Here is a 14415-nt window from a genome sequence, read left to right as displayed (position 1 = left end):
GTTTACTGACATGTCGCAGATTCTAATCTAATATTTCTTCATAAAAATCATATAGGCACTGACACACATAACCCTGTTCGTATCTTGACATAATCAACTTGCGAGCATTCCCAGCCAAGAAATTACGATAACCTGTATTGAGCATACGCTTCATGGAATTATAGAGCGCCCCAACACTTTTTGAAGGAACAATAATTCCATTTTCACCCTCTATAATGATTTCTCGTGCACCATTTATATCAGTAACTATTTGAGGAAGCCCCATAGCACCTGCTTCAATTACCACATTTGGAAATCCCTCTCGATAAGACGCAAGCACAGCAACATCTGAAGCTGCCAACCAAGGACGTACGTCATTTTGCTGACCAACATATTCAATAGCATCACAACTGTCAATCAATTTATATGTTTCCATTCTAAGAGGATCAAGATTATCTTCATAACACCCTACAAGGATTAAACGTGTATCATCATTTTCTTTATTTAGCTTAACAAAAGCTTCAACCAATTCATTGATCCCTTTATCACCAACCAAACGTCCCACAGTGATAAAAGTACAAATACCATCTTTACGCAGCTGTACGGCTCGTTCCATTACCTCTGAGGTTTTATTAAATCGTTCGAGATCAATACCTCGACAACTGCCATATCCCAATACCTTAATGGGCTTTTTAGTAATGCCATTGTTCAACAAATCATTTTTTACCCCCTCCCCTTCGGAAATGATATGTGTAGCACAAGCACAAGTAAGCCAGTCTGTTGCCATCAATATTTTCTTTTTCAGCCCAATGGAAGTAGGAAATACTAAACCTGTAAAGGTATGCACACGTACAGGTACACCAGCCATCCGAGCCGCAAGCATACAAAGCAAACCCGCTTTTGGAGTCATTGAATGCACCATCTTCGGTTTTTCCGTACAGAATGTACGCCACAACCGCCACAAAGATTTTATATCCTTGATGGGAGAAATGTGACGTTCCATATCCACCTCTATGCACTTGACATCAGGATGCAATCTACGTACCTCTTCCCATTCTAGACCAGAAGATGACAATAACACTACTTCATACTTTTTTTGCAAATCGGGAAGCATTCCCGTCACAAAACCCAAAGATTGGGGAACTGTGCAGGCACGAATTATTTTCTGTTTTGCCATTTTTCTATTATTAAAAAATATCTATCCTATCATTTACCAATCAAATCCAGATGAATGATATATCTGATTATTCACATCCTTCACCCTATACTAATCAATTTATTCCCAACAACTTACAGTGAACAGTTAGTATTTTTCCACTCTTCATACCCTTCACTTATCGAATCCCAGCTTCTTTCATTACAATGGCCGACTATAGTTGTCTGCTTGGTCGACTATAGTCAGCCGTCCAGCCGACTACAGTCGGCAAAGTGGACAACTATAGTCGTCTACTTATATATCAAGACATTTAACCAAATAAAATATAGTCAGTCGACAGTTTTGTAGCATGAAGATAAAAGTCCGTGAAGGTGTGAAGGATAGATATTTTCTTCATTTCTTCACAGAATATATCTGTTAAACAGATAATTATCTCCTCGTGAAGGAAGTGAAGGTTCAGAATTCAACTTTATTACACCTTTAGCTAGTTCCAATTTGATTGTAAGCACTCACTGTATGGCTAAGCTGTAACTACAAATTCGCTACCATCTATTATGTAATAAATAACATTAGGAGAAAGTAGAATATGACGAACTTCCACTCCTGTCGCAAGTAAAGAGAAAACTACAAATTCTTATGCAATAAAACTACGTTAGAGCCCCACATTTCTCAATCAACAGCTGACATTCTTTCAACAACGCGTCCCATATCATTTTTTGCTCATAACGTGAAGCAATCAGTTGGCGAGTATTTGCAGCCATACGCTCTACCATTTTCGGCTGTTCCACAAAATCTTTCATGACGCTATAGAGTACCCCTTCATCTCGTGAAGGAATAATTACCCCATTTATATTTGGGATAATAAATTCATTGCTTCCATTAATATCCGTCACGATAAATTGCAATCCCATTGCACCAGCTTCCAACACAACATTCGGAAAACCTTCCCGATAAGAAGGAAATACAAATACATCGGATGCTGCCAAATGAGGACGTATATCTTGTTGCTGCCCCATATATAAAATACCAGTATAATGTTTGATTTAGTCCATCGTTTCAGGCAATAACGGATCAAGATTCTCTTCAAAAGAACCTACTAACATTAACCGGACATCATCTCTCTTCTCGTATAATTTAGCAAAAGAAGATACTAACTCATTAATGCCTTTATCTTTCACTAAACGCCCAACAAAGCAAAAAATAAAAGTTCCTTTTTGCTTTATTCTGGAAACTTTCTCCATCACCTCTTGAGTACGATTGTAATAACTCATATCTACTCCCCGTACATTACCATTAGCTATTATATGCAGCGGCTTTGAAGTAATCCGAAAGCGTTGCAAGTCCCGCTTACCCCTTCGCCTTCAGGATTAATATAAGTGGCACAATAACACGTGATACGATCCATCATAACTAAAAGCCTCTGCATCATTCCTGTAGCTGTTGGAAACACAAGTCCTGTAAAAGTATGCATACGGACAGGGACACGGGTGATCCATGCAGCAATCATCGAAAGTAATCCTGCTTTAGGAGTCATGGAATGAACAATGTACGGTCGTTCTTTAGCAAAGAACATTATCAGGCGAATCAAAGAAATAAAATCACGTAACAATGAAATATGCCGTTCCATCGGAACAGCTACTGTACGTACCCTTTCCTGCTTTCCTAATTCATCAAGTTCTACATCAGGAGAAGAAACTGCAACGACCTCAAAATGAAAAGATAACATTTCAAGTTGTCCTCTTAAAAAAGTATTTAAAGAAGTGGGAACAGTAGAAATACGAATAAGTTTTCTCATATAAAACGTAACAACGGAAACAGTTTATTAAAAACGTATCTCAATGTTTTCTTTTCGTCAGCCACCTTTCGGCAGTATATTAATAAGCTCTCTATATCTTTCTTCTTCAAATAGGTGAAAGATTCTTTATCATATTCTATTCCTATAGTAATTTCATCTACAAATCCCATCACTATTTCTTTCACAATAAATGAACGTACTTCTTTCTCTGTTTTTCCAAATCGATACATTTGTATTAAATTAGAACATAACACATTACACATCTCAATTTTTGCCGAACGTTCTCCCTTTTTATATTCATATTTTTCAATCATTTCCTTTTTTAAATAATACTGTTCTTTAAGATCATAATACAAAGTGGGATTAAAATTTGAAGTCATACCACCATACCGATAATAATAAACATTATCATTCAAAACCACATATTTCTTTACATAAGGGAAAATCTGCATATTAGTTATCAGATCCTCTCCCATTCTAAATCTATTAGGCTTCACTTTTGACACTTCAAATAACTCTTTTCTATACAGCTTGCCCCATAACTGAACACCTAACATATTAACGCCAAAGAACGTTATGAAATAGTCATAAAACAATTCCGGTTGTGTGATCTCCATCACATTTTTATCCTTTTTTCGTTTAATAATTCCCCAACTATCATAGACTCTCACAAAGTTTCCTTCTACAATATCCGCTCCGGTTTTGTTCATTGCACCATAAAGTGTTTCTACTGCATCCAAAGAAATGAAATCATCTGAATCAACAAACATAATATACTCTCCAGATACTACTTTCATTCCTTGAAATCTTGCTCTATTAAGCCCTTGATTTTCCACCAAATCTACAATTTTGATTCGATTATCTTTCTCTGCATACTTTTTACAAATCTTCAATGAATTATCTGGTGATCCATCATTGACCAATATGATTTCCAAATTCTTGTAAGTCTGCTTTATAAGTGACAAAACACATTGAGCGATATACTTTTCTACCTTATATACAGTTACTATAATAGATATTAGAGGCTCCCTCTCGTTGACTTTTTTACACATATTCATTAATTAAAACCTTATACTCTTTCTCATACTCATCCACCATCTTAAAAATATCATATTTCTTCGCTCGTTTCATGCATTTATCAGCTACGGTTTTATAATATTCTCTATCGTCCATTAATTGCTCAATTTCCTTTGCTAATTGCCGTACATCACCATGTGGAAACAAAATACCTGCCCCCATAGTAATCTCTCTTAATCCATCTACATCACTTGCTAGAAAAGGCTTTTCAACTGCCATTCCTTCAATACTCGACAAAGATAAACCTTCAAAATGAGAGGACATCACAACTATATCCGCAGCCTTCAAAATCTGTGGAATATCATTCCTCACTCCAAGAAAACGAACATTATCTTTTAGATTCTTTTCATCAACCAACTGTTCTAAAATCTGTCTTCGCTCTCCATCTCCGACCAACCATAATTCATATTTATCTTTTGGAAGATATCCAAATGCCTTAATTAAAGTATCTTGGTCTTTTTGGTAACGAAATCCTGCGACCATTACTACCACAGCCTTCCCAACTGTTTGTTTTTTCAATGCCGTTTCCGCCTTCGCATCTATAAAACTCTGAAAATTGACCCCGTTATAAATAGTAGTTATATTGGTATGATAATGGTCAAGATACTTCTTCAAATTATTTTCTGCCGCATCAGAAATACAGATAACTGACTGATAACGATTATACATCCACCGGTCTATCAGCCAATACCACCGCCAACCGCGTCTGCGGTTGGCGGTGGTATGCTCGGTGGTGACAAGCACCACCGAGCATAACACGCTACCTATAGCAGCGAATAACTGTGGTGCAGTATTATGAGTATGAACAATATCATATTTCTTCAAAAAGGGTAGCAATCTAAAGATGTACAACGGATTATACACCGAACCACCTTTACCAAACTCATATACACATATCCCATTATCCAACAAATTCTGCTTAAAAGCCGTTTCTGTTCCATCAAACAAAAGCACATCCACTTGATGCCCTTTATCCCTCAATAAAGGAGTAATCTCTGTTATTAACTTTTCCGCACCTCCAATATTCATGGAAGTTATAACCTGAAGTATCTTCACTATTATCTATATCGGTTTTTGAATTTTTTTATTTTTAGCCACTTTCCTTTTTATCATCCTATACAATAGGTATCCAAACGGAATTGCTAATACAGTCATCAACTTATTCGGGCTTTCTTTAATAAACCTTTTGTTTCGACTTATAATAGAACTGGATACATAATGTACACATACAATAAATCTTCTTTTCAAACTATGCGTTACCTGCATTTCTGTTTTTCGAAAAAACGCAAATCCTTTGGGATTATTCCAGTACTGCCTATACATATTAATACTAGAACCATCATCTTGATAGTCTACAATCACCAAAGGCTCATTTATTGTAAGCAATGTATAATCTTGATCGATCAGCATATATTTATAAGCAAGCCCCACATATTTTTCTCCCTCAAAAATAGGATACTCAGGATATTTACATATAACATCTGTACGATATACTATTTTCTTATCACCTTTTCCCCCTTGCTCATAATATCCCTGTAAAGTGGTTTCTGTCATCTCCAACGGAAATTCTGTACCTATAATTCCACCTGCATGCGCTTTATCCAAGCCTACAATACCAGCATACTTCTCCGAACGATATTTTTTCCAAAAAGAAACAATCTTTTCCACTGCATCATCCGGCATATAATCATCCGAATCTATACATGTATTCAGTTCCGTATCTATATTTCGATAAGCAGTGTTGTGTGCTCCGTGCATCCCCTGATTTTGTTGATAGATGTAACGAATAGGAATTTTATCTTCCTTAATCCATTTTGCTACCAATTCTTTCGTATTATCTACAGAACCATCATCTACCACCAACCAACAAAAATCCTTTGATGTCTGCCTACATAAACTTTCATACGTCCGCCCAATAGTATGTGCACGATTGTAAGCAGGAGTAAAAATAGTCAGTGTCTTCTTTTGCATTATTAGTCTACAATTATCATTTTAACCTTTAATTAACCACATAAAGTATGTAAATAACACATGTGCCATTAATATCATTCCCGTTTTCTTCCCTTGATCTTTCCATATCGGTAAAGTTAGTAATGGATAAGCCAATACTAATGGATACATAAACCAAGACAAATAAGCAAAACGATTAGAAAAAGAAGAACGAATAAGCATGACCCAAAAAGCATTGCATAGAATGTATGTATTGAGCAATAATTGGTAATTCTGACTCACTATCTTCTTTTTGAATATCACATACCATCCTAGCCAGATAGGCATCACACTATAAAGCAGGAAATCCCACCGAAATCCTGTGCTACTAAAAGAATCGTCATATTGATGGCTATTGATATATCCATTCAGTCGGTCGTCAAACCCTAAACCAGAGAAGAAATTCTCCACTATTCCACCAGCTACCAAACTTACAACTATAGAGAACAACCAAAAATACATCACCATGCGAGTGTTTCTATAAACATAGGCGATTATCATACACAGAATAGGCAATGCAGTAGAATGGTGTATATTGTAGGCACAGAAACACAGTACTCCAGCTATAATCTTTTCCTTCTTTGTTCCCAAGACAAAAGACAAAGCCAATAATATCAAACTACATGCCATCCCATTACGAATACCATTGACTCCGTATGAAAAGAATGAGAAAGCCCCTAAACAGAATAACATGGCTATACTTCCATTTTTAGAAACCAAACGCATACACGCCCAAAGCATAGGGACAATATAAAAGAATTCGATTATTAAAAAGAAATATTGCACATTCATCACATGTGAAGCCCTCGACATCATTCCATTGAATAGCCACTCCGAGGATTCGGGGTCACACAATGTTGTGCCACGCTGATAACCATAATACATATGTGCATAACTCACCGTATCTCCAAAATGATAAGATACAGGTCTCAGACCTACTAGAATAATAAAAGCAATACAATACACTACCATCCCCCCTATACCTTTTCTAGTAGAAAGTAATGCATATTGAGAAGTAGACTGTAAACTTATACATTGCACTATAGACAATAATAAAACTGAATAAATAAAAAACGGATAATAATGTTGTGCAGAAAGCATGAAATTACTTTTTCAAGATACTTTTAATTGCCGAAAAGCAGTTAACTCCAAAATAGCGATGACACAAACGGATTAATTTAGTTTTTAAAGGTGATGTAGGAATCCATGTTTTTGAATACCAATGAATACTTCTTGTATTAGGAGTTATTTTTAAACGTCCAGTGGCATCATCCAAAGGATTAAAATAATCTGCTGGATAAACTGTTATACCTTGAACATCCTGAATACAAGCTTTCCTTTGTAATCCATATTTTAGTAAAGCCGCAGTCGTAATACGCACTATTGCAAGCGGATTCATCTCACCATTTTTTAAATAAAAAGGTAATCCATTATACATTTCCAATAAATACTGATACAACGGATGATGTGGCTCAATAGCAATACCCAATCCTGGTGCCACTGCGAAAGTTTCCGGTTGATCTATTTCACAACCCATAAAGCCTCCCCTATTTAATATGTCCTCCATAGATTTTACTACCTCTACATCTGTATCAAAATATACACCTCCATAGTGATATAACACCCAAAAACGAGCATAATCGCTTACAAAAGCATATTTTTTAGCTTCATAAGCAGCCTTTGTATAAGGAATAATAGCAATATCAAAATTATCTTCATTCCATTCTTTTATGTCATAATCAGGAAAATATTTCCGCCAACTATCAATACATTTTTGTGCAGATTTTGGTAATGGATTTCCGCCAAACCAACAATAATGAATTATTTTAGGAATCATAACACTTAACAGCCTATTATATATTTACTAAAAGGAAACTTCGATATCCATTTAACCACCAAATAGGATAATAAAACAGTAGATATTGTACACAAAGGAATTTGTACAATATACGGAAGCGATCGTAATATTCCCCACTCCCATAATATATACCGCATTATAAAAATATGAATTAAATAAATACCAAATGACATTCTTGAGAAATCAGTCAAAACACATGTTATTATATTCTTTTTTCTGAATAAGGGGATACTCTGAATCATGACAAACCAACCGATACACATTATAGATACTCCTATAGAAAGATACCAAAACAAAAAATAAAAATCAATGTTCCAATCATTCATCTTACACAGTATTGGTGGAAGAAATACAATTAAACTCCCAACAGCCATATAAAAATATTTCCACCCAGATTTTCTAATGCCCTTTCTGTTATAATTATCCAAATAATATCCCAATAAGAAATAACCTGCATACCCTGAAAAATAAAAAAATATATTCTCCTCTTTCAATGGAATGTCCAATATCAAACGGATAAATGGATAACAAAGCGTAACAGTCCAAAATAATAAATACAATTTAATCATCCTTTCATTAACTTTTTCTATCCATGCGCTTAAAATAGGAGTTAACAGATAGAGTCCGATCAAAGTATACATAAACCAAAGAACACCATTCCCCTGCGCTGCAAAGGGTAATCCTAATAATGATTTAACAAGATCTAAATTTTCAATCTTTCCTGTTATCAAATTACAAAGAACATAAAATAAAGACCAAAATAATGTAGGATAGATTATTTTATTTAAACGTTTTGTTAAAAATAAACTAGGAGTATCTTTAATCGGTAGTAATAAAGCTCCAGAAACCATAAAAAATAATCCAATACAAGGAGCTGTAAAATAACTTATAGCTCCCAACAGCAAACTATTTTCTTCATCTGTATTTGGAATAGGAGAATGCATCACAATTACCATAATACAAGCCAAGGTCCTAATTATATCTAAATAATAACTCCGCTCTCTTATCATCCTTCTGTCAGATTGTAAATTTTTACAACTTCGCTTTCGTTACCATAATCATGAGTTTTCATATAATTAACAAACTCTCGTTGCAAAGAAATATTCTTAATAAAATCCACAATCCCCCTTGCAGCAGAATCATTATCTAATGGGACAATTACCCCATCTATCCCATCACGTATCTGACTCTTTGCTGTAGGAAAATTTGTTATCACTACGGGTTTGCAAAGAATTTGAGCCTCTCTCACAGTCACTGCCTTCCCCTCATATCGGGAAGGTTGTATATATATATCACATGTTTTTATATAAGGATAAGGATTTATTTGTTTTCCTAATAAAATTACATAATCCTCCATACCACACTTCTGAATAGACTGTTTAATCAATGATTCATCTCCCCCATATCCAACAATAAACCACTTCACCGCAACACCCTGTTCTAATATTTTCTTACAAATATAAGGAACATTATCAAAATTCTTCGGATAAGTGAAACGTCCCACTGAACAAAGCTTCACTGTCCCTTCTTCCACCTTCATCTCATTCATAACATTCTGCAATTCTGCTTGTTCACGAACAAATACAGAAGAAAGAATATTCTCAATCAATACAATTTTATCTGCTAAGGAAGGAAAAGTCTTCAAAAAAGCAGTGGTTACCTCCTCTGATATAGATGCAATGTAATCATATTGTCTCCATATTTTCAGTTCCTGAACAGCATTCACTTGTATTGTAGAATAATCTGTATGAATCCAAGCTATTTTCTTTTTAGCTTTCACTTTATTTAATACAATATTATGAGGAGTCAAAAAACTTATCGCCAAATCATATTCTCCATATTGATGAAGAGATGATAACAAAGGAGTAACAGCCTCTGCCACATACTGAAAAATAGAAGAACCATCTTTTAAATTATTCTTCTTGACATAGTTTCTACACCTCCACTTCGCCAACAATCGAGCCAGAATAATATCACAATATCCCCTCTTCAAGACCTGTCTCATTGGAGCTTCAATGGATGCATATCGTTTATTTTCGTTTAATAAATGAACGTTCCGTGGAACTAGTGGCATAAACTCTCCTGTATGCTGATGAATAAACAAATCCACATCACATTTTTGAGTATTTATTGCATTCAATAATCCTAATAGACTACGTTCCGCCCCACCTATTTCTAAATAATGAATAACTATTAAAATACGCAAATTCACACTATATTACATTCTTTCTAAAAAGATTATCCACATCTCTCAATAAACTATCCACATTAAGCATTTTCCCTCGTTCTTGTGACAATAACTTGTACTTTAAAAGCATATTTTTATTAGTCATTAATTGTTTTAAGGCTTTATACAGTCCATTTTCTGTATTCTCACATAATAATCCATATTTTCCAAAAGCTAACAATTCATTGGGACCAGAACAATCAGTACTGACAACAGGAATCCCTAAAACCATGCTCTCAGCAATAGCTAAACTGTATCCTTCACATCTAGAGGAACATACAAAAAGATCCATTTGAGCAAGATATATGTACGGATTTTTCTTAAAACCTAATAAAGTTACGTATTCTCCCAGTTTATTTTTTAAAATTAGAGATTGCAAATTATCACATTCTTCTCCTTCTCCTATTAAATATAAACGAAACCGAACCTCCAATTCATCTCGTAACATTACACAAATTTTTATTAAACGATCATATCCTTTCTGAGGTACTAGCCTTCCAATAGAAATCATATTAAAAACATTTTTATTTATGGACAAATTAGTTTTCTCCAAAGATCTATCTTTTATAATCTCTGAATCAACTATATTATATATACGCACCACATTATTTAAGCCATAGTATGAAATCATTACTTTTTTAACAGAATCCGACACACACACAACCTTATTAAATATTTGATACACTTTCTTTTCCTCTTCCCAGTTCTTATAAATTCGCTGCTGTAAAGGCCACGCATTTTCCATCAAATCAGTATGCACCCAAGCAACCCTCAAAGCTTTCTTATTTGAAGATGCAGATAAAATTTTCGTTGCATACCCCTCAACAAATGCAACTTCTACATCACTCTTCTTTGGTAAATAAATGTTATAAACATATTTTGGAGGCAAGTAATTATACATAAGCTTATAATTAATTTTGTACTTTATTCTCTGAAGAAAATTCCCTTTTCCTGTCCCCAAAATAGAAGTATACGATATATCTAAATTTTTTATATCATTTAAATATATACCCGTATCAACTAAAGTGACTAATTGTATATCATAATTACTTAAGTTTAATTTCTTTAGCAATGTTACTAAAACTTTTTCTGCTCCTCCACCTGCCAAAGATTCTATAAAAAATAATATTTTCCTTCTCATTAACTTCAAATTTTACAAAATTCTTTCTTAGCCACAAACATAGGGATATGTTTATTCATTATAATAATGCAAGGATAAAGCAAAACCAAAGTCATAATTGTTTCAAGAGCACCCCCAAAAATAGTTGTTTCACCTAAATTCCAATTAATTATAATTTTAATACATGTTTGTATAATCTCATGAAATCCTAAAACAATAATAGAATTCATCCCAAAAAATTTGAATATATACATAATTTTATACTTATACATATTCTTCATCAGTACGATCATTATAAATATTAACGAGAAAATATTAATCATATCAAATAATTCCAACTCCCATTCTTTTGCCAAAAAAGACTTAGCAAAAACACCTAGTAAAAAAACTGAGACACTAAGTAATAACAACAAAATCTCATGCTTTCTTTCGTTTATATATTCCAACAATGTTTTTCCAACAACAAATCCTATAACATAATATATAAAATATCTCAAACATCTACCAAACATAAAATAAGTTGGTACATCCTGAATAACAAACATTCCTAATAAACTAATTATTGAAGCTATTAAAAGTAAACAAAAAACATTTGATATATATTTTCTAAAAACATACAATAACAACTGTAAATTAATTAGACCACACAAGAACCATAAAGGCGGATTAATTGTAAAACTCTCCGTTCCAACATAAGGGTTAAAAAGATCTCCAATGACAGCATAATTTATTACATATAAATCCTTATATTTACAGTAATTGAGAAATAAATAGAAAAGATAGTATAATAGATAGAAAAAAATAAAAGGAATAACTATTTGATTAATTTTTTTCTTCAAAAACACAGGAATATCATATAATTTAAAAAATATTCCAGAAATAAAATAGAATAGAGGTATTCTAAACGAATAATCCACAAAATCAGGATGTTTTGCATGATACCAAACGACCCACATGACTGTCAAACCTCTTAAATAGTCAATATATTCTATTCTCTTTTTCTTTACATGTGCCATAATCTCACACCAATAGGCTCAAAAAGTTATCAACATCTGTTTCCTCAAACGGAGTAGCATCCTGTACAGTATTTGTTCCAGTTCCCATAAGTACTTTTATAATCCCTCCTGCAAGCTCATCTGCCGACATTTCCACAATCAAACTATTACTTCTTTTATCTAATTGTTCTTTTGCTCCAGTAAAACAAGTTGCGACAATAGGGTTTGTAAAAACTCTAGCTTCAGCTAACGTTATACAATAACCTTCATGTCTTGATGGCTGAACATAAATATCACATTTTTTCATATATGGATATGGATTTACCTTAGTACCAAGAAAAACTATATAGTCTGAGATATTTAACGAAACAGCTAAGCTTCTACATTCATCTTTCAACTCACCATCTCCTATAAAATACCACTTCACGTCATATCCTTTATCTAATAATATTTTCAAAGCATGAATAGCAATATCTTGACCTTTTTCTTTTGATAAACGGCCTACCGTTAACAGACGTACTCCCTTATAATTATCCTCAAAGCCATCATGTTCATTGGCCATTGTCCCTATTTGCCTAGTATTCAAAACATTATAAAACACCTCGGTTTTATTACTAAATTGGGGAAAGACTCCGTCAAAAACTTTTTTTGCAGTTTTTGATACAATAAAAATTTTCTGATAATTTTTATATAGTAGTCTCGTCATCCCTTTATCTATTCCAAATTTTGAAATATCAAAATGAATCCAGCCGCACTTCACACAAGCATCTACCCGTTTATTAATATACCAGTCTATCATTTGAGAAGGTCCTGCATAAGCAACTGCTAAATCATATCTACCATCCAACATAGGTTCCTTTCGCATTATATACTGATAAAACCAATACCTGTTAGATGTTACTCTAAAATAAACATATAACAGAAAATGCACACATGCATCTAATAGCTTTCCTTGACGTATTAATCCTTTGATTACTTTTAAAGGAGGATCATTTATAAATTCTTTGTTTTGATCATAACATTGCACCTGATGTATATTAATATTTTTCGGTAGATAACTTAAATAGCCACCATCTTCTTTCAACAAAGCCAAATGTATTTCATATTTTTCAATTGGAATTATGGATAATAACCCTAATAAAGCTTTTTCCACCCCACCAATATTCATTGAGCTCAATAAAAATAAAATACTTTTTTTTTCATTGCCATTCTTCATTTTCGTTTCTTTTTTAGTCTCCAAAGAATACATAAGAACGAATAAAAACGATATCCTATCACTTTGGGTAAATTAAAATATAAATAAGCAAAACATTCTTTTTTTGATAAATAACCGCGCACATAAAGTTGATACACATCAACATAATTTACATCTATAATATTTTTAAAAATATTATAACTCAGTGAACCACAAATTCGGAATCCATCAATATTCACCAATAGATTAGTTAAGAAATATCTACTCACACCATCATTTTCTGATAAATTATTATCAATAATATACGTTCTAAGGAGGGCATTTATACATAAGAATTCATCCCATCTTTTTTTCTCTTTTAACACACTATTTAAAGTTGACCCTTGACGTACATAGTAATTATAAGTTGGTTCTTTTAATATTCCCATTGAATTTATCCGAGTAGCAAGTTGAAAACTCCACAATTCATCCTCTAAAATATGTCCTTCTGCAAAATATAAATCATTATTTTCTATTATATCTCTACGGACTAATTTATTCCACGGTTGATTATACCATTTCCGCTGAGTAAATGTATCCAGTATTTCTTTACCATACAATCTGTCCTTTTCTACATCCACCCTTACAATTTTCTTCTCTCCGTTTGAAACAATATAATTTTCCCCTAACACTAAAGATAAATTATCAGACTCTGCAATATACACCAAATCATTTATACAATTAACAACAATATCATCATCACTATCCAATAAATAAACATATTTACCTATAGCATTTTTTAATCCACAATTTCTTGCAGCAGATTGTCCTTGATTTACAGGAAAATCCAATAATTTTATAGAAACATCATTATATTCTTTTATATACTGCTCTATCAAATATCTAGAATTGTCAGTACTGCAATCATTAATCACAATAACTTCTATATTTTTACAAGACTGCATACGTACCGAATCTAAACATGCATATAAATATGGAGCTGCATTATAAACCGGAATTATAATTGAAACGATAGGTGTCATAT

General features: G+C 33.2%; 12 protein-coding genes and 1 pseudogene. All 13 read right to left on the bottom strand.

Annotated features, from left to right (window positions below; all coding sequences use genetic code 11):
* Nucleotides 1–22 precede the first annotated feature (22 nt).
* The 13 genes and pseudogenes from BacF7301_RS13815 to BacF7301_RS13755 all read right to left on the bottom strand — a co-directional run bounded on the left by BacF7301_RS13815 (nt 23) and on the right by BacF7301_RS13755 (nt 14413).
* Nucleotides 23–1156, bottom strand: coding sequence for a glycosyltransferase family 4 protein (locus BacF7301_RS13815; protein WP_167963686.1), 1134 nt, complete (start codon nt 1154–1156; stop codon nt 23–25).
* Nucleotides 1157–1782: 626 nt separating this feature from the next.
* Nucleotides 1783–2930: pseudogene (locus BacF7301_RS13810) on the bottom strand (glycosyltransferase family 4 protein).
* On the bottom strand, nt 2927–3982 hold the full coding sequence (locus BacF7301_RS13805) for a glycosyltransferase family 2 protein (protein WP_167963684.1): 1056 nt from the start codon (nt 3980–3982) through the stop codon (nt 2927–2929). The pseudogene BacF7301_RS13810 and the gene BacF7301_RS13805 overlap by 4 nt, the downstream one beginning before the upstream one ends.
* Nucleotides 3975–5063, bottom strand: a complete 1089-nt coding sequence (locus tag BacF7301_RS13800; RefSeq protein WP_167963682.1) for a glycosyltransferase — start codon at nt 5061–5063, stop codon at nt 3975–3977. The genes BacF7301_RS13805 and BacF7301_RS13800 overlap by 8 nt, the downstream gene beginning before the upstream one ends.
* A gap of 6 nt (nt 5064–5069) precedes the next feature.
* On the bottom strand, nt 5070–5978 hold the full coding sequence (locus tag BacF7301_RS13795; protein ID WP_209319448.1) for a glycosyltransferase family A protein: 909 nt from the start codon (nt 5976–5978) through the stop codon (nt 5070–5072).
* A 21-nt stretch (nt 5979–5999) separates the two neighbouring features.
* Nucleotides 6000–6968 (bottom strand): EpsG family protein, encoded by a 969-nt coding sequence (locus BacF7301_RS13790; RefSeq protein WP_245208239.1) that lies wholly within the window; start codon nt 6966–6968, stop codon nt 6000–6002.
* A 133-nt stretch (nt 6969–7101) separates the two neighbouring features.
* The gene (locus tag BacF7301_RS13785; RefSeq protein ID WP_167963678.1) at nt 7102–7833 is read right to left on the bottom strand and encodes a glycosyltransferase family 32 protein; all 732 of its coding nucleotides are present in this window, start codon (nt 7831–7833) and stop codon (nt 7102–7104) included.
* Nucleotides 7834–7838: 5 nt separating this feature from the next.
* A complete protein-coding gene (locus BacF7301_RS13780; protein WP_167963676.1) occupies nt 7839–8864 on the bottom strand; it encodes an acyltransferase in 1026 nt (341 codons plus the stop codon).
* Nucleotides 8861–10066, bottom strand: coding sequence for a glycosyltransferase (locus BacF7301_RS13775; RefSeq protein WP_167963674.1), 1206 nt, complete (start codon nt 10064–10066; stop codon nt 8861–8863). Before BacF7301_RS13775 ends, BacF7301_RS13780 begins: the two co-directional genes overlap by 4 nt.
* Nucleotide 10067: 1 nt before the next feature.
* A complete protein-coding gene (locus BacF7301_RS13770; protein ID WP_167963672.1) occupies nt 10068–11222 on the bottom strand; it encodes a glycosyltransferase in 1155 nt (384 codons plus the stop codon).
* Between the two features lie 5 nt (nt 11223–11227).
* Nucleotides 11228–12217: an acyltransferase family protein gene (locus BacF7301_RS13765; protein ID WP_167963670.1), complete on the bottom strand. Its 990-nt coding sequence runs from the start codon at nt 12215–12217 to the stop codon at nt 11228–11230.
* 4 nt (nt 12218–12221) lie between these two features.
* Complete coding sequence (locus tag BacF7301_RS13760) at nt 12222–13412, bottom strand: glycosyltransferase (protein ID WP_167963668.1); 1191 nt, start codon at nt 13410–13412, stop codon at nt 12222–12224.
* Entirely contained in the window at nt 13409–14413 is a 1005-nt protein-coding gene (locus tag BacF7301_RS13755) for a glycosyltransferase family 2 protein (RefSeq protein WP_167963666.1), read from the bottom strand. The genes BacF7301_RS13760 and BacF7301_RS13755 overlap by 4 nt, the downstream gene beginning before the upstream one ends.
* Nucleotides 14414–14415 lie beyond the last annotated feature (2 nt).

It is taken from the genome of Bacteroides faecium (assembly GCF_012113595.1).
Classification (GTDB): domain Bacteria; phylum Bacteroidota; class Bacteroidia; order Bacteroidales; family Bacteroidaceae; genus Bacteroides; species Bacteroides faecium.
Note: the sequence above shows the minus strand (reverse complement) of the source record. Positions and strands in the feature narration are given on the sequence as shown.

Excerpts from the sequence above, each read along its gene's own strand:
- BacF7301_RS13780 (WP_167963676.1), bottom strand. The coding sequence starts at position 8,864 with ATGATAAGAGAGCGGAGTTATTATTTAGATATAATTAGGACCTTGGCT.
- BacF7301_RS13770 (WP_167963672.1), bottom strand. The coding sequence starts at position 11,222 with ATGAGAAGGAAAATATTATTTTTTATAGAATCTTTGGCAGGTGGAGGA.
- BacF7301_RS13785 (WP_167963678.1), bottom strand. The coding sequence starts at position 7,833 with ATGATTCCTAAAATAATTCATTATTGTTGGTTTGGCGGAAATCCATTA.
- BacF7301_RS13760 (WP_167963668.1), bottom strand. The coding sequence starts at position 13,412 with ATGAAGAATGGCAATGAAAAAAAAAGTATTTTATTTTTATTGAGCTCA.
- BacF7301_RS13755 (WP_167963666.1), bottom strand. The coding sequence starts at position 14,413 with ATGACACCTATCGTTTCAATTATAATTCCGGTTTATAATGCAGCTCCA.
- BacF7301_RS13805 (WP_167963684.1), bottom strand. The coding sequence starts at position 3,982 with ATGTGTAAAAAAGTCAACGAGAGGGAGCCTCTAATATCTATTATAGTA.
- BacF7301_RS13795 (WP_209319448.1), bottom strand. The coding sequence starts at position 5,978 with ATGCAAAAGAAGACACTGACTATTTTTACTCCTGCTTACAATCGTGCA.
- BacF7301_RS13815 (WP_167963686.1), bottom strand. The coding sequence starts at position 1,156 with ATGGCAAAACAGAAAATAATTCGTGCCTGCACAGTTCCCCAATCTTTG.
- BacF7301_RS13790 (WP_245208239.1), bottom strand. The coding sequence starts at position 6,968 with ATGGTAGTGTATTGTATTGCTTTTATTATTCTAGTAGGTCTGAGACCT.
- BacF7301_RS13765 (WP_167963670.1), bottom strand. The coding sequence starts at position 12,217 with ATGGCACATGTAAAGAAAAAGAGAATAGAATATATTGACTATTTAAGA.